We start from the raw sequence: 14,741 nt of genomic DNA on the forward strand, positions 1-14,741 counted from the left end.
CGGTGGTTTTGCGAGTATCGAGAGAGCTTTTCTACGCCTGACCTTCTGGCAGACACTATTGTCTTTAGCCGGCGTGTTCACCGGCGGTGTTGCTCTCTATGCGGCCCTGAGCGAATCTGAGGCAGTACGACAGCAGACCGCGGCGACGGTTTGGCCTTATGTACAGGTGACGATTAGAGACTTCGTTCAGGACGATAAAGCTGAATTCTCTTTAGAGGTGACTAACGCAGGTGTAGGGCCGGCGCGAATGCGGGAAATGCAGCTGTTGATCGATGGTGAGGTTTACCGTAACTGGCGGGCGGTTCTCGCAGCGTTCCTTGATGCCAAGGTCGCAGAGAACGTGCGTTATGGTCGCAGTGATGTCACAGGTCGCGTGCTGTCACCGGGGGATAGCTTGGTTTCTTTTCATACCAGTGATCGGCCAACCGTAGAAGGGATGCAGGGTGCAATCTACGCTGGCAGGGTAAGTCTCAGCTACTGCTATTGCTCGATTTTTGACGAGTGCTGGCTGGCGGTAATCAGCGCTATCGGTGGGCCTGAGCCCACGCCCGTGGAGGAATGTCCCGTCTACGGTGCCGATCGATTCGATAATTAACGGGCTAGTTTTCGTTATCCGCTTCCAAGCGTCGTTCGAGTTCTGCCACGGCCTTGGGCAGCTCGCCAATACTTTCAATGACTCCGTGGGGAGCGAGGTGTTCTTCCTCCTCTGAAACGGGCCAGGGCGATTTCTCAGCATTCAACCATATCGTATGCATACCTACCCGCAAGGCTCCCAGTATGTCGTGATCAGGATTGTCACCGACGTGCAGTATCTCGTTCGCTTGGACTCCGGTGGCGTCCAACGCGGCATGAAACATGTCGGGAGCAGGTTTGCTGGCGCCAATCTCCTCTGCCAGAAATGCGAAATCAAAATACTCCCCGGCATCGGTCTTATAGACGTCTGCATTACCGTTGGTCAGTGCCCCCAGTCGAAAGCGTTCCGCTAAGTCCTCTAGTACACTCAAGGCTGAACTGTATAGCTCGACGCGCTGTCGCTCCTGTAAAAACACCGCAAAAGCCTGTTCGGCACCTTCCTTTGCGCTGTCTTCTTCAATTCCTGCAGACAGCTGAAGCTCCTGCAGGTAGCGCAGGCGCATCTGGGTCACATTGTGGGTAAGTTCGGGGTGAGCTTTCCAAACGCGCTTTTTCAAATCCCAAAGGTCTTCGTGACTGATGCCTTCCATAAGCCCTGGTCGATGAGTAAGGAACCACTGCCGCTGTGCTTCTTCAGCTCGCAATAGCGCCGGCTCAACGTCCCAGAGCGTGTTGTCCAGATCGAACGTTATTACCTTGATCGTCACTGCTCGTCGTCATCCTTTTGTTTGCGCGCCCTGGGGTGGGCTCCGTCGTACACCTTGGCTAGATGTTGAAAGTCGAGATGGGTATAGATTTGGGTGGTGGAAATATCGCTGTGACCCAGCAGTTCCTGCACGGCCCTCAGATCTCCGCTGGACTCCAGCAAATGGCTGGCAAAAGAGTGTCGAAGCATATGAGGATGCACATCGCGCCCGAGACCGTTGCGCTCGGCCAACAGTTGGACACGGGATTGTATGGAGCGTTCACTGATCCGCCGGCCGCGGCTGCTGATGAATAACGCGTTCTCGTCGGCACTGCTTGAGGGCGCAGGGCGATGAGGTAAGTAGGCTTCGATTGCGGCGATGGCTGCGCCGCCTACCGGCACTGTACGCGTCTTACTGCCCTTGCCGGTCACCGAAATCAGGCTTTGGCCGCGGTCAATATCATGGATGTTCACCGCTCGCAGCTCCGCAAGGCGGAGCCCGGATGAATAGAACAGCTCAGCCATTGCCAGGTCGCGAAGCTGCAGAGGATCGTCTGCGTCAGCGCGCAGGTACTGCCCTACTTGATCCGCTTCGAGAGTTCCCGGGAGCTTCCGTCGCTTTCGTGGCGCCTGAACAGCAAGCGCAGGATTACGTCGTTCTCCCGTATCCTTGCTTTCCCATTGAAAATAGGCGCGTAGAGCGGATAGCTGCCTCTGCAGGCTGTTGGGCGCGAGCCCCCGCCGATGTCCTTGGGCGAGCCACTGCCGAACGTGACTCTCCTGAACGTCATTGCACAGCCGTAAGCTCTGCGCCTCACTAAACTCCAGAAAGCTATTCAGATCCCGTTGGTAGGCTGCGACTGTGTGCGGAGAGAGCCTGCGCACGCTGCGCAGATATTCGAGAAAGGCCGCGCTGCGCTGTTCCAGGCTCGCCGCTTGAGAGGCGCTGCCCGACATGCTTTAAGACCGTTCGATACGCGCGAGTAGTCCTGCGACAACCTCGGCGGCGAACTCCAAAAACAGTGTGCCCATATCGCTATCGTAATGGCCGGCGTCGGAGCTGCCTACGGCAAGGGCGCCAAGCGCTTTCCCGTTATCTTCAATGATGGCAATGGCAGCTGAGCCGACTAACTGGGCTCCCGGAAACAAGAATGCGAAGTCGTCGGCGCGCAAGGCACCACATCCGGCGCTGCCCCGAACAAGCAGTGAGCCGAGCTTCCCTTTCAATTGAGATTCAGGAACGCGGCGCACGGCGTCAGAATGCTCATCCCCATCATCAAAAAGTGTGAGGCTGGCGTACTCAATATCAAAAGTATCTCGGAGCACTTTGATGAGCGCTGACTCAAGTTCCTCAGGGCCTTGTGCGGGTAATAGGCCAAGGACCAGTTCCCGTGTATCGGCAAACATCTGATCGTTGTCTTTCGCGGTACTCCCCAGGTCGCGCAGGCGATGTCGCAGATCGACGTTGCGATCGCGGAGCACGCTTACCTGTCTCTCGACCAGCGAAACCGCAGCACCTGTCGAGTGAGGGATTTGCAGCAAACCCAGAAGCTCAGGATTCTTCTGAAAATAGTCGGGGTTCTGAACCAGAAAATCTCGAATATCGTCTTCGTCCACGCGCTTGTATGCCTCTTTTGATCAAGTAGAAAAGCGTATTAACCCTTCTGCGAAGTAATGCTCAGAGGGGCAGCTAACAAATCTCCCGTTAAATTCGGGCTAGAGTCTGACAGTACCTTCGAAGCTGATCGCCGTGGGGCCGGTCATAAGTACGGGATTGTTCTCACCCGCCCACTGCACCGTCAGCTTACCCCCGGTCAATTCTACTGTCACTCTGTCGTCCAACCATCCCATGCGTCGGCCATAGACCACCGCTGCGCAGGCGCCGGAGCCACAGGCTTCGGTTTCTCCTACGCCGCGTTCGAAGACTCGCAGTCGTACTGTCTGTCGGTCGACAACTTCTAAAAACCCGGCGTTTGTTCCTTCGGGAAAGTCACTGTGGCTGCGAATAGACTCTCCAAGTCGTTCCAGGCTGCCATCATCAACTGTCGAGACACGCAGCACGGCGTGGGGATTTCCCATGGATACAGCGCCCACACGTAGCTGCTCCTGTGCAACATTAAGCTCGTATTCGCTTGCTTCCTGATCTCGGTTAAAGGGTATGTCAGAAGGGGCGAATACGGGGGGACCCATATCGACTTCGACTTCGTGGTTATCCCGGATTGTGAGCGTCATTAAGCTGCTGCCGGTTTCGACAACCATTTTCGTAAGGTGCGTGAGTCGACGGTGGCGAACGAAACGAGCGAAGCAACGCGCACCATTGCCGCATTGTCCAGCCTCACTGCCGTCTGCGTTAAAAATACGATAGCGAAAATCGGCTTCCGGCTGGCCCGGCGGTTCCACTAGTAAAACCTGATCACAACCGACTCCCCGACGGCGGTCAGCTATTCTGCGAATGTCTCGCGGTCTCAGCTTTATCCGTTGGCTGATAGTGTCGATCATGACGAAGTCATTACCCGCGCCATGCATTTTTGTAAATTTAACCGGCATATTATTGTTGCGACTCTAACAGAGGACCTATTTCGGCAAGCGGCGTTCGCCGCGTAACAGATCGTCAATGCTCTCCCGTTCCCTGACTAAACAGGATGTGTCTCCATCTATCATAACTTCCGCAGCCCGAGGCCGCGTGTTGTAGTTTGAGCTCATGACAAAGCCGTAGGCGCCAGCGCCCTGAATGGCCAGCACCGATCCCGCTGCCAGTGCCAGCTCCCGGTCTTTACCCAGGAAGTCTCCGGTCTCACAGACCGGACCGACGATGTTCCACGCGCGGGTTTGCGCATCACAGGGAGCAACCGTTTGAATATCTACCCAGGCCTGATAGAGCGCAGGACGAATGAAATCATTCATGGCGGCGTCTACTAGCGCAAAGCTGTGGGCATCCGTGTCTTTGGTGTAATGCACCTGGGTCAGCAGTACGCCGGCATTGGCAACGATGGATCGTCCCGGTTCGAACACGAGGCATAAATTACGGTCACCCAGAGCCTGGCGCACAGCGGCGATGTAGTCTGCGACGGCTGGGGGCTCCTCGTCGCGATAGCGCACGCCAATTCCACCTCCCAGATCCAGATGGTGAATGTGTATTCCCTCTGCCTCAAGGGTATCGACCATGCTCAATAACTGCTGCAAGGCATCCAGCAGCGGCGCCATATCGACGAGCTGGGAGCCGATATGGCAGTCGAGCCCCACAACATCGATATGGGAAAGCGTTTGCGCCCGTCGCAGCATTTCCATGGCTACATCGGTAGCGACACCAAATTTGTTCTCTCTGAGGCCTGTAGAAATATAGGGGTGAGTTCGAGCATCCACATCGGGGTTAACCCTTACGGAAACGGGGGCGCGTTTGCCGGACTCGGCAGCCACGCTCTGCAGGACATCAAGTTCTGCCTCTGACTCAACGTTGAAACATCGTATGCCGATATCCAGAGCCCGGCGCATTTCTTCCGGACGCTTTACGACGCCGGAAAACACTACTTTACTTGGGTCGCCGCCGGCAGCGAGCACCCGCTCAAGCTCACCGAGAGAGACAATGTCAAAGCCAGCGCCTTTTTGGGCAAGCGTATCGAGTACGGCGATGTTTGAATTCGCTTTTACGGCATAACACACCAGATGCTCGCAGCCCTCAAGCGCATCGTGATACTCGGCCAACGCGGCTTCCATCGCCGCGCGGGAGTAGACGTAGCAGGGAGTACCGAACTCCTGCGCTAGTGCCTCGCAGTCGAGTTCTTCGGCAAAAAGCCGTCCGTCACGATAAGAGAAACCCATGGCAGCTTAGCCTCCCTGTCCGGTGGGTGCGTTCTCTTTTTCCGGTGAGGACTTGGGAGCAAACTGCTGGCTTTGTGGGGCCTCGGGCTCGGGCTGATACAGCCCACCCATTTGACCGCAACTCGTCAGCGTCAGGAGTAAAGCTGTCGCCAGAGTTCCTGATCGGAATAATGCTGTTCCAGAGGGTGATCCCTCGCGGCTACCTGTTATCAATGAAGTGTCCCGTTTCTGCTGCGCACAAAAGGACAAGAGTATAAACGCCTGCCACCCTTGCTAGCGACTCTCTAGTCGCTGTCCTGCATGTGTTGCAGCTGCTGTTACCTGGTTCGGCGCTGTGCCGCCAAGGTGATCTCGTGCGGCTACGGATCCCTCTACGGTGAGGACCTCGAATACGTCGCTTTCGATAAGAGCACTAAAGCCCTGAAGCGTGGCTAGGGGCATATCGGAGAGGTCCTTCTCCAGCCTCACACCTTCAGCCACGGCTTTTCCCACTACCTCGTGCGCATCCCTAAAAGGAAGGCCTTTGCGAACCAGATAGTCTGCGAGATCCGTCGCCGTGGCGAAGCCGGCTTTTGCTGCTTCTCGAAGGCGCTCTTTGCGAGGAACAATGTACGGCACCATGTCCGCGAATGCCCGGAGGCAATCCAGGACCGTGTCGATACAGTCGAAGAGAGGCTCTTTGTCTTCCTGGTTGTCTTTGTTGTAGGCGAGGGGCTGTGACTTCATAAGCGTTAGCAGCGCCACGAGATGCCCGTTTACCCGACCGGTCTTGCCACGCACCAGCTCCGGGACGTCCGGGTTTTTCTTCTGAGGCATGATCGAGGAGCCGGTACAAAAACGGTCCGGAAGCTCTACAAACTGAAACTGCGCAGATGTCCATAGGACCAGTTCCTCACTCATGCGTGAGAGGTGGGTAAGGATCAGTGCTGAAGCTGCCGTAAACTCAATAGCAAAATCTCTGTCCGAAACAGAATCCAGTGAGTTTCGTGTAGGTTGCGTGAAGCCTAATGCCAAAGCCGTTTGCTCCCGATCGATGGGGAAGGTGGTGCCTGCCAGCGCGGCCGCGCCCAGAGGGCATTGGTTCATACGATCGCGACAATCTCCAAGACGCGAGTAGTCGCGCTCCAGCATCTCATTCCACGCCAGCATATGGTGTCCAAAGGTCACAGGCTGCGCGCCTTGCAGATGTGTAAAGCCCGGCATGACCGTCGCCGCGTGAGTCTCTGCAAGCCCCACTAAACCTTCTTGAAGTCGCGTAAGTTCCTTGCCAATCGCATCGATGGCGTCCCGAAGGTAGAGGCGGATATCTGTCGCCACCTGATCATTTCGGGAGCGGCCGGTGTGCAGTTTTTTACCGGCGTCTCCAATCAGCGCGGTGAGTCGTGCTTCGATGTTCATATGCACGTCTTCGCGCTCGATAGACCAAGGGAAGTCGCCACTGGTGATTTCTGCCTGAACACTCGCCAGGCCATCTTCGATAGCCTGGAGTTCCTCTGCGCTGAGTATGCCAGCGTCTGCGAGCATTCGTGCGTGCGCCAGGGATCCGCGAATGTCTTGTTCGGCCATGCGCTGGTCGAAGCTCACCGAAGCGGTAAACCGCTGCACGAAGCTGTCCGTCGCCTCGCTGAAACGGCCGCCCCAAAGGCTGGGATTGTCGCTTTGATCCGACATAGTATGAGGGTTCCTATAAACGGGTTGGTTAGCGGGAAAGCTTCTTGTCCCGGTGTGAAAGGCGTGCAAGTATATCAGCGCGTTAATCGCGTTTTCTTGCGATTCATTGGTAATCGTTGCTCACTACTGGCAGCCACACAGGAGGTCTAGCATGCAGCACCCCAGGCCCCCAGGGTCGGATAATGCTGCGCCGCGCAACGACGGTTTCTTCATTCCTGATCTTTGCGCGCCTCAAGCGGTGTTTCTGGCTGTGCTCCTCGCAGAGCTCGTCGTTCTGCTGCACGTTCTGGCTCTGGGTCCGCTGGCAGCATTTGATTGGCGGGCGCTCGGTACCGGGTCGTTTTTTGTGCAATGGAACGCGCTGCTGTGTATTGCAATCATCTGTCGCTTGCGTGCCCGATTGCTGCCTATGTCCCCGGCGAAAGCGACCAGCGTCTGTTTGGGATTGGTGCTCGCGGTGAGCACGCTATCCAGCGTTGTGGTGTATCGCTTCTATCCCCTTTTGGGGCCCCAAAGCGGGGGGCTCGTCGACTGGGTGTTGCGCAATGCATTGCTGGCTCTGATTCTGGCGGCGACGGTCCTTCGCTATGCCTACTTACAGCAGCGAGTGGCGCTTCAGCAACGGAGTGAGCTACAGCTTCGCCTGGATGCCCTGCGAGCGAGAATTCGACCTCACTTCCTGTTCAACACCCTCAATAGCATCGCAAGCCTGATCGCTGTGCAGCCAGATCGCGCGGAGCAAGCAATCGAGGACGTAGCCGAGCTGTTTCGCGCCGCTTTGTCATCGGGGGACCGCGATAGCAGTCTTGGAGAGGAATGCCGGCTCTGTGAGCTCTACCTTGAGATCGAACAGCTCCGTCTGGGAGACCGGCTATCCGTGCGCTGGGAGATAGATGATGTACTTAAGGAAACCGCCTTACCCGCACTTTTGTTGCAGCCGCTGGTAGAAAACGCGGTTTATCACGGTATTTCGCAGCTCCCGAAAGGGGGCGAAGTCAGTATTCGGGCATGGCGAGAAGCTTCATTGCTGTGCGTGGAGATACAAAACCCGGTACCTCAGCGTGTAGTTAATCGTTCCGGGGGCAATCGCATGGCCCTCGAAAACATTCGCCAACGATTGGAAGCGCAATACGGTGATGTCGCTTCGTTACGGGTAGGCGCTGATGACGATGTCTATCGAGCGATGATCAGTATTCCTTTGGAGCGGGAGTTCGCGTCGTGAAGATTCTCGTGGTCGACGATGAACCTCTGGCGCGCCAGCGACTGTTGCGCCTGCTTCAAAAACTACGCCCGGAGGCTGAGTGCTTTGAGGCCGCCGATGGTGTCGAGGCTATCGCTCAAGTGCGTGCCGAAGAGCCACAGATTCTATTGCTGGATATTCGTATGCCTGAAATGGACGGCGTTGAGGTAGCGGGACAGCTCCTGAATGAGTCCGCAGCGCCGGCGGTCATTTTTTGTACTGCTTACGACGAATATGCTCTGGAAGCACTGCGGAATCACGCCATTGCGTATTTGCTCAAACCCGTCCGTGAGAAAGAGCTTGAAGCAGCACTGCAGGCCGCCGTGCGCATTAACCGCGCTCAGCTTGACTCCCTTGGGGTGGCGGGCGCTGGGCGCGAGGAAGTGGTGAGCGCCGGCCATCGGGGCGTAGAGACTTTGCCGGTGGCGGAGGTTCGATGCTTTCTGGCTGAAGATAAATATGTGCGCGCTTGCTCCCCCTCTGGCGACATCCTTTTGAATGATTCCCTTAAGGACTTAGAACTTGAGTTCAAGGCCCGATTCCTGCGGGTACATCGCAATGCCCTGGTTGCCAGGGCGCATATCGCACGCTTACTTCGGTCAGACGAGGCTTGGCTGGTGGAACTTACAGGTGTGGCGGAGCGGCCCCAAGTGAGTCGTCGGCATCTGAGCGATATTAAGGCCGCGCTGACGGGGTGAGTCTTTAGTTCTGAGTGCTATGATTAGCTTTTTTTGGCCCTACTGAGTTTTCATGCCTGCTGACGTCGTAATTGCTACCCGAGAAAGCCCGCTTGCCCTCTGGCAGGCCTATTTTGTTCGTGACACTTTGCTGGAGACGCATCCGGGTATCAGTGTCGAGCTTCTCGGCATGACGAGTCGAGGCGACCAAATTCTTGATGTACCGCTGGCCAAGGTCGGGGGAAAGGGTTTGTTTGTCAAAGAGCTGGAGACCGCTCTTCTGGATGGTCGCGCTCATATTGCAGTGCACTCCATGAAGGACGTACCCATGGAATTTCCCGAGGGCCTGGAGCTTGCGGTAATTTGTGAGCGGGAAGAGCCTGCAGATGCCTTTGTTAGTAACAGCTACGAAAATCTCGACGCTTTGCCCGCCGGGGCAGTAGTGGGTACCTCGAGCTTGCGTCGCGAGTGCCAGCTGCGCGCAAACCGTCCGGATCTTGAGGTGCGGTTTTTGCGTGGAAACGTCAACACTCGGCTGCGTAAGCTCGACGAGGGAGAATACGACGCCATCATCCTGGCCTGCGCAGGACTTATTCGCCTGGAAATGGGTGAGCGAATTCGCGCGCGTATTCCGGTGACTGAGTCTCTGCCCGCAGGCGGGCAGGGAGCCGTCGGTATTGAGATTCGCAGTGACGACGCCGCTACGCGAGCGCTTCTCGCTCCGCTTCATCATGGGCCCACAGCTGAGCGCGTGCTCGCCGAGCGTGCCCTAAATCGTCGTCTTCAGGGCGGCTGTGAAGTCCCTATCGCGTCTTATGCCGTTCATGAAGGTGACCAGCTTTGGCTGCGCGGCCTCGTCGGTCGTCCCGATGGCAGTAATACCCTTCGAGCTGAGGCCCGTGGAAGTCGTGAAAATCCCGAAGCACTTGGCATTTCGGTTGCCGAGTCGCTTCTTGATGCAGGTGCGGCAGAGATCCTCGCCGAGGTCTATGACCGCTGACCTACGGGTACTGGTTACTCGGCCCGCAGGGCAGGCGGATAGCTTGATCACAGCATTGGGCGATGCTGGCTTCACGCCGCTGCATATGCCCATGTTGCAAATTGATGCCCTTGATCCACTGCCCGGTGCGCAGCGCCAGCGAGTTCTCGATCTGGATCTCTACACCCATGTGATCTTTGTCAGTGCCAATGCAGCGCGTCTGGGCATGGCGCAAATACAGGACTACTGGCCACAATTGCCTGCAGGACAAACCTTCTGGGCAGTGGGCGAGAGCACTGCAATGTGTCTTCAGGCGGAGGGCTTGGAGGTTAGTCGTCCGGAGCAGGATATGAGCAGCGAAGGGCTTCTCGCTATGCCCGGCCTCTCTGATCTGCGTTTGCAGCGCGTACTCATCGTAAAAGGTGAGGGAGGTCGCAGATTTCTTGAGGAGCAGCTGCGCGCGCGCGGGGCCACGGTAGACTCTCTGGAGTGCTATCGACGAGGGTACGCGGCCCACGACGCGCTGGAATGTCAAAAGCTGGTATTGGGACGAGAACCTGCTCTTATACTGATTAGCAGTGGAGAGGGTTTAGAACGATTGACAGGTTTGCTTCAACCTGAGGAACACACTAACTTAGCGGTGACTACCTTGTTGGTACCGTCGGAGCGCGTCGCAGAGCAGGCGCTTATCCTTGGTTGGAAAAACGTTAAATGTGCCGACAATGCGTCTGATTCCGCCATGCTGGCGGCCGCGACAGCCTGGCGCGAAGCGCATTTGGGGGAGACACAGCATTGAGTGAAGAAAAAAATCAGGACGAGGAGCGCAGCGAGGCTGTGGCTGACGGTACTGACGCCGCTGGCAGTGAGTCCATGCCCACGGGTAAAAATGATCACGCGAGGCCGGTATCGCCGATCGCCCAGGCGCCTGTTCAGCCAGCGCCAGCAGCCTCAGCGGCTCCTGTACAAGTCAGCGATACCGCAGGGAGCCCGCGCTCAGGCGCCACACCGATCGCATGGTTGGCCTTGCTGCTTGTTATTGTCATGGCCGTGGGGGTTTTCTATCTGTTCACTGACATACAGCGCCGCGAAGCGCTGTTGTTGCAGCGGGTCCAAGGCCTTGAGTCAGTGTCGGGTCAGGACGTAACAACCTTTGATCAGATGCGTGACAACCTACAGCGCAAGATTGAACTTGAAATCGAAGGAATGCAGGCCAGCCAACAACGCGCCGAGGAAGATCTCAGGCGGGCGCTTGAAGTACAGCAGAGAACTCTGGATACCCAGCAGAGCCAGGTGAGCCGTCTCGAATCTACTGCGAACGAGGCCGCTGGCAGCGTTAAGCGTGTGGTGGAAGAGCAGTTGGGCAATCTCGAGAGATCCCTTCGCGAGCAACAGCAGCTAATTAGCGACCTTACGGTCGAGGACAGAGAAAGCTGGCAGATCGCCGAAGTGCAGTATCTGCTTCGCCTCGCTAACCAACGCCTTATCATGACCGGAGATAATGTGTCAGCGGAAGCGCTGTTGCGCAGTGCTGACAATATTTTGCGGGGCCTGGACGACACCAATCTGCATGACTTACGTTCTGCTGTGGCTTCCGATATCGCGGCGCTCCAGGCCGTGCCTAAGCTGGATGTTCAAGGACTGTACCTGCGTCTCGATGCGCTGATACGCCAGACTGATGCCCTGGTGTTGTTTGAGCTGCCTGATCAGCGCGTAGAGATCGAACCCGTCACCGCCGAGGATTGGCAGACACGGCTGTCCGAGGGCTACGAGATGGCGTTGAAAAAACTGTCGGAGTACATCGTCGTAAGTCGTCGGGACGTCCCCGTCGAAACCCTTATGGACCCCCAGTACGAAGGCTTAGTAAGACAGAATATGCGCATGCTTTTAGAACAGGCGCAGGTGGCGATGCTCTCGGGCAATGAACTGTTGTTCAGGCAGAGCCTCGAGAGGGCTGAAGGCTGGGTTACCCAGTTCTTCAAGGCCGATGAGCAATCCGCCGTAGCGATGGCGAGCGAGCTTCAGCGCATTCGCGACGAACGTGTATCCGTTACTCTGCCAGATCTTAGTGCTTCTCTGGACGCTCTGGATACCGTGATGCAGGCGCGCCTCGCCCGCAGCGGAAACTAGCGGTATGGGCGGCCTGTTTATCATTGCATTGCTGGCACTTGTTGCCGGTGTCGGCATCGTAGCGCTGATTGAGACCGAGCCCGGCTATCTGCTGATTGCCTATGGTGGGTACACGGTAGAAACCAGTTTTTGGGTAGGTATCCTGCTCATCGCGACGGTTGTATTACTGATGTATGCCTCGCTACGTTTTCTCCATCGTTTAATTACCAGCCCCGCCAATGTTTTGAATTGGGCCGGTGAGCGACGACTACGCCAGTCAGCTCGCCTCACCAGTCGCGGGATTGTTAATTTTATTGAAGGAAACTGGGCGAAGTCCCGGAAGCAGCTGCTTCGCGGTGCGCGTTACAGCGAATCTCCACTGCTCAACTATCTGATGGCGGCTCGCACGAGCTACCGTCTTGGGGAGCCTGAGGCTACGCGGCGCCAGCTTGAGCTGGCCGCAGAGAGCGACCTGGAAGCGGTGATAGCCGTGGACCTCACTCAGGCTGAACTGCAGTTGAACGATCGGCAGTATGAGAAAGCGCTGCGAACCTTGGACGCTGCCAAGAAGAACCCGGGTAAACACCCGCAAGTCCTCGATTTACTGTGTAAGGCTTACGACGGACTGGGGGATATTGAAGCGATGCTCGCTCTGCTGCCGTCACTTCGCAAATATCGTATTGGCGGCGCTCTGGAGCTTGACGAGCTTGAGGCGAGAATTCACCACGACTTATTGGAGCAGGCGGCGGTTACCGGCGATGCCGCGCTTCTAAAGGCCCGCTGGAAGAAGTACCCCGCGCGATTGGTAGATGATGAGGCAGTGCAGCTTCACTACTTATCTTCTTTACTGGCATGCGACGAGGCGGCCGTCGTGGAGAAGGAGATCGAACGGCGTGTTAAGAAAAACTGGAAGCCGGGCCTGGTTAATTTGTACGGCCGTATCAACCGCGACACTGCACAGAAGCAATTAGCCACCGCCGAGTCCTGGTTACGCCAGCATGCGGATGATCCTGAGCTTTTGCTGTGCTTGGGGCGTCTGGCCATGGTGGAGCGACAGTGGGCCAAAGCTCGCGATTACCTGGAGCGCAGTCATGCAGCGCGACCCAGCGAGGAGGTGTGTTTGGAGCTAGGACGCCTGCTTACAGCGGTGGGTGATCATGCAACGGCGGCGGAAATGTTCCGCTTGGGCACGGGTTTACGTGCCCAGCCGTTGCCCGAACTCCCTCAACCTGATGACGTGGTTGCCGACAGCCTGCCGGAAACGCATCGAATAGAGAATTGACGCCCGTTTTAAAAGATCGGTTGAAAGACGAGTTAGTTGAAAGACGAGTTAGAAGGTGGGTTGAAAGAAAAGAGAGTGAGTTAGGGCTTTGCGGCGTTAGCGGCGTCGAGGGGCAGGGTCGATACCGATTCCCAGCTCTTCCCACATGGCTTCAACCCGTTCGCTGACCGCTTCATCCATACTGATGGGTTCTCCCCACTCACGGTCAGTTTCGCCTTCCCACTTGTTGGTAGCATCAAAGCCCACCTTCGAACCCAGACCGGCCACGGGGGAGGCGAAATCCAAATAGTCGATAGGCGTATTGTCGACGAAGACGCTGTCTCGCCGGGGATCCATTCGGGTGGTCATCGCCCAGATAACATCCTGCCAGTTGCGCACATCAACATCTTCATCGGTAACGATGATGAATTTGGTGTACATAAACTGACGCAAAAAGCTCCAGATCCCCAGCATCACGCGTTTTGCGTGGCCTGGATACTCCTTACGCATACTCACCACCGCCATACGATAGGAGCAGCCTTCGGGAGGTAGATAGAAATCTACGATCTCAGGGAATTGTTTAATGAGCAGTGGTACGAAGACTTCATTAAGTGCAACACCCAGAATCGCAGGCTCATCGGGTGGTCGTCCGGTGTAGGTGCTGTGATAGATGGGCGCTTCGCGGCTTGTGATCGCTGTAACCGTAAACACGGGAAAGCTCTCTACCTCATTGTAGTAGCCCGTGTGGTCTCCAAACGGTCCTTCATCGGCTTCTTCACCGGGTTCCAGATAGCCTTCCAAAATAAACTCAGCGGTTGCGGGAACCTGCAGGTCGTTGTCTTTGCAAAGAGGTGTGATGCATTCTGATAACTCAGTTTTCGCGCCGCGTAGGAGTCCTGCGAAAGCGTATTCCGATAGAGAGTCAGGCACCGGCGTAACCGCGCCAAGGGTCGTGGCCGGATCGGCTCCCAGTGCCAGCGCCACGGGATAGCGCTCTCCCGGACGTTTTATCTGCCAGTCGCGATAATCAAGAGCCCCGCCGCGGTGCGACAGCCAGCGCATGATTAGCTTGTTACGGCCTATGAGTTGCATCCGGTAGATGCCCAAATTCTGGCGAGTCTTGTTCGGGCCCCGGGTGATAACCAATGGCCAGGTGACCAGGGGGCCTGCATCGCCGGGCCAGCAGGTCTGAATCGGAAGGTCATAGAGATTGACGTCGTCTCCCTCGCGCACATGCGTACGACAGGGAGCGTTGCGAACCAGCTTAGGCCCCATATCCAGAACTTTGCGCAGAAGAGGTGCTTTTTCCCAAAGCTCTTTCATACCTTTGGGAGGGTCCGGTTGTTTCAGGTAAGCGAGGAGCTCGCCAATCTCTCGAAGCGCGGAGACGCTGTCAGCACCCATGCCCAACGCGACGCGTTCTTCAGTGCCGAACAGGTTTGCAAGCACAGGAACGCTGTGGCCTTTGGGGTTTTCGAAGAGGAGGGCAGGGCCGCGGGCGCGGAGTGTGCGATCCGCGATCTCGGTCATTTCGAGATTGGGGTCGACTTCGCGGGTTATGCGTATGAGCTCGCCCCGGGATTCAAGCTCCGCGATAAAATCGCGGAGATCACTGTAGCGTGCTGCCATAAGGTCGTTTCAACGCCCCTCGATTAGTTCAGGAAGTGAAG

At 56.6% G+C, this 14,741-nt stretch carries 14 protein-coding genes; 7 read left to right on the forward strand and 7 right to left on the reverse strand.

The genetic code is table 11. The features are described 5' to 3' along the window. The coding region (locus tag AB8B76_RS13530; RefSeq protein WP_405273251.1) for a hypothetical protein at window positions 1–595 on the forward strand (595 nt) is incomplete at its 5' end. Between the two features lie 4 nt (window positions 596–599). On the opposite strand, the gene AB8B76_RS13535 is transcribed toward AB8B76_RS13530, so the two are convergent. From AB8B76_RS13535 to argH, 6 genes are all read right to left on the reverse strand, one after another. Then, window positions 600–1,340 (reverse strand): HAD family hydrolase, encoded by a 741-nt coding sequence (locus AB8B76_RS13535; RefSeq protein WP_405273252.1) that lies wholly within the window; start codon window positions 1,338–1,340, stop codon window positions 600–602. Continuing rightward, on the reverse strand, window positions 1,337–2,275 hold the full coding sequence (xerC, locus tag AB8B76_RS13540) for a tyrosine recombinase XerC (protein WP_405273253.1): 939 nt from the start codon (window positions 2,273–2,275) through the stop codon (window positions 1,337–1,339). Before xerC ends, AB8B76_RS13535 begins: the two co-directional genes overlap by 4 nt. A 3-nt stretch (window positions 2,276–2,278) precedes the next feature. Next, window positions 2,279–2,935: a DUF484 family protein gene (locus tag AB8B76_RS13545; RefSeq protein WP_405273254.1), complete on the reverse strand. Its 657-nt coding sequence runs from the start codon at window positions 2,933–2,935 to the stop codon at window positions 2,279–2,281. Between the two features lie 99 nt (window positions 2,936–3,034). Continuing rightward, a complete protein-coding gene (gene dapF, locus AB8B76_RS13550) occupies window positions 3,035–3,865 on the reverse strand; it encodes a diaminopimelate epimerase (protein ID WP_405273255.1) in 831 nt (276 codons plus the stop codon). 27 nt (window positions 3,866–3,892) lie between these two features. Further along, window positions 3,893–5,137, reverse strand: coding sequence for a diaminopimelate decarboxylase (gene lysA / locus AB8B76_RS13555; protein WP_405273257.1), 1,245 nt, complete (start codon window positions 5,135–5,137; stop codon window positions 3,893–3,895). 273 nt (window positions 5,138–5,410) lie between these two features. Next, complete coding sequence (argH, locus tag AB8B76_RS13560; RefSeq protein ID WP_405273258.1) at window positions 5,411–6,808, reverse strand: argininosuccinate lyase; 1,398 nt, start codon at window positions 6,806–6,808, stop codon at window positions 5,411–5,413. Between the two features lie 151 nt (window positions 6,809–6,959). Between argH and AB8B76_RS13565 the strand changes: the two genes are divergently transcribed. Genes AB8B76_RS13565 through AB8B76_RS13590 form a run of 6 tightly spaced genes read left to right on the forward strand, consistent with a single transcriptional unit; the run spans window position 6,960 to window position 13,092 of the window. Next, the gene (locus AB8B76_RS13565) at window positions 6,960–8,030 is read left to right on the forward strand and encodes a sensor histidine kinase (protein ID WP_405273260.1); all 1,071 of its coding nucleotides are present in this window, start codon (window positions 6,960–6,962) and stop codon (window positions 8,028–8,030) included. Then, window positions 8,027–8,746, forward strand: a complete 720-nt coding sequence (locus AB8B76_RS13570; RefSeq protein WP_405273261.1) for a LytR/AlgR family response regulator transcription factor — start codon at window positions 8,027–8,029, stop codon at window positions 8,744–8,746. The genes AB8B76_RS13565 and AB8B76_RS13570 overlap by 4 nt, the downstream gene beginning before the upstream one ends. A gap of 52 nt (window positions 8,747–8,798) precedes the next feature. Further along, the gene (gene hemC / locus AB8B76_RS13575) at window positions 8,799–9,725 is read left to right on the forward strand and encodes a hydroxymethylbilane synthase (RefSeq protein ID WP_405273262.1); all 927 of its coding nucleotides are present in this window, start codon (window positions 8,799–8,801) and stop codon (window positions 9,723–9,725) included. Beyond that, a complete protein-coding gene (locus AB8B76_RS13580; RefSeq protein ID WP_405273264.1) occupies window positions 9,715–10,500 on the forward strand; it encodes a uroporphyrinogen-III synthase in 786 nt (261 codons plus the stop codon). The genes hemC and AB8B76_RS13580 overlap by 11 nt, the downstream gene beginning before the upstream one ends. After that, window positions 10,497–11,831 (forward strand): uroporphyrinogen-III C-methyltransferase, encoded by a 1,335-nt coding sequence (locus AB8B76_RS13585; protein ID WP_405273266.1) that lies wholly within the window; start codon window positions 10,497–10,499, stop codon window positions 11,829–11,831. Before AB8B76_RS13580 ends, AB8B76_RS13585 begins: the two co-directional genes overlap by 4 nt. A gap of 4 nt (window positions 11,832–11,835) precedes the next feature. After that, window positions 11,836–13,092, forward strand: a complete 1,257-nt coding sequence (locus tag AB8B76_RS13590) for a heme biosynthesis HemY N-terminal domain-containing protein (protein ID WP_405273268.1) — start codon at window positions 11,836–11,838, stop codon at window positions 13,090–13,092. Window positions 13,093–13,188: 96 nt separating this feature from the next. Here the strand turns inward: AB8B76_RS13590 and ubiD are convergent, their stop codons facing one another. Further along, window positions 13,189–14,700: a 4-hydroxy-3-polyprenylbenzoate decarboxylase gene (ubiD, locus tag AB8B76_RS13595; protein ID WP_405273270.1), complete on the reverse strand. Its 1,512-nt coding sequence runs from the start codon at window positions 14,698–14,700 to the stop codon at window positions 13,189–13,191. Between the last annotated feature and the right edge of the window lie 41 nt (window positions 14,701–14,741).

This window comes from Congregibacter sp., assembly GCF_045107095.1.
Taxonomy (GTDB): Bacteria; Pseudomonadota; Gammaproteobacteria; order Pseudomonadales; family Halieaceae; genus Congregibacter.

Bases quoted from the DNA above. Each gene is read 5' to 3' on its own strand.
- AB8B76_RS13590 (WP_405273268.1), top strand. From the start codon at position 11,836: ATGGGCGGCCTGTTTATCATTGCATTGCTGGCACTTGTTGCCGGTGTC.
- ubiD (WP_405273270.1), bottom strand. From the start codon at position 14,700: ATGGCAGCACGCTACAGTGATCTCCGCGATTTTATCGCGGAGCTTGAA.
- lysA (WP_405273257.1), bottom strand. From the start codon at position 5,137: ATGGGTTTCTCTTATCGTGACGGACGGCTTTTTGCCGAAGAACTCGAC.
- AB8B76_RS13565 (WP_405273260.1), top strand. From the start codon at position 6,960: ATGCAGCACCCCAGGCCCCCAGGGTCGGATAATGCTGCGCCGCGCAAC.
- argH (WP_405273258.1), bottom strand. From the start codon at position 6,808: ATGTCGGATCAAAGCGACAATCCCAGCCTTTGGGGCGGCCGTTTCAGC.
- hemC (WP_405273262.1), top strand. From the start codon at position 8,799: ATGCCTGCTGACGTCGTAATTGCTACCCGAGAAAGCCCGCTTGCCCTC.
- dapF (WP_405273255.1), bottom strand. From the start codon at position 3,865: ATGCCGGTTAAATTTACAAAAATGCATGGCGCGGGTAATGACTTCGTC.
- xerC (WP_405273253.1), bottom strand. From the start codon at position 2,275: ATGTCGGGCAGCGCCTCTCAAGCGGCGAGCCTGGAACAGCGCAGCGCG.
- AB8B76_RS13580 (WP_405273264.1), top strand. From the start codon at position 9,715: ATGACCGCTGACCTACGGGTACTGGTTACTCGGCCCGCAGGGCAGGCG.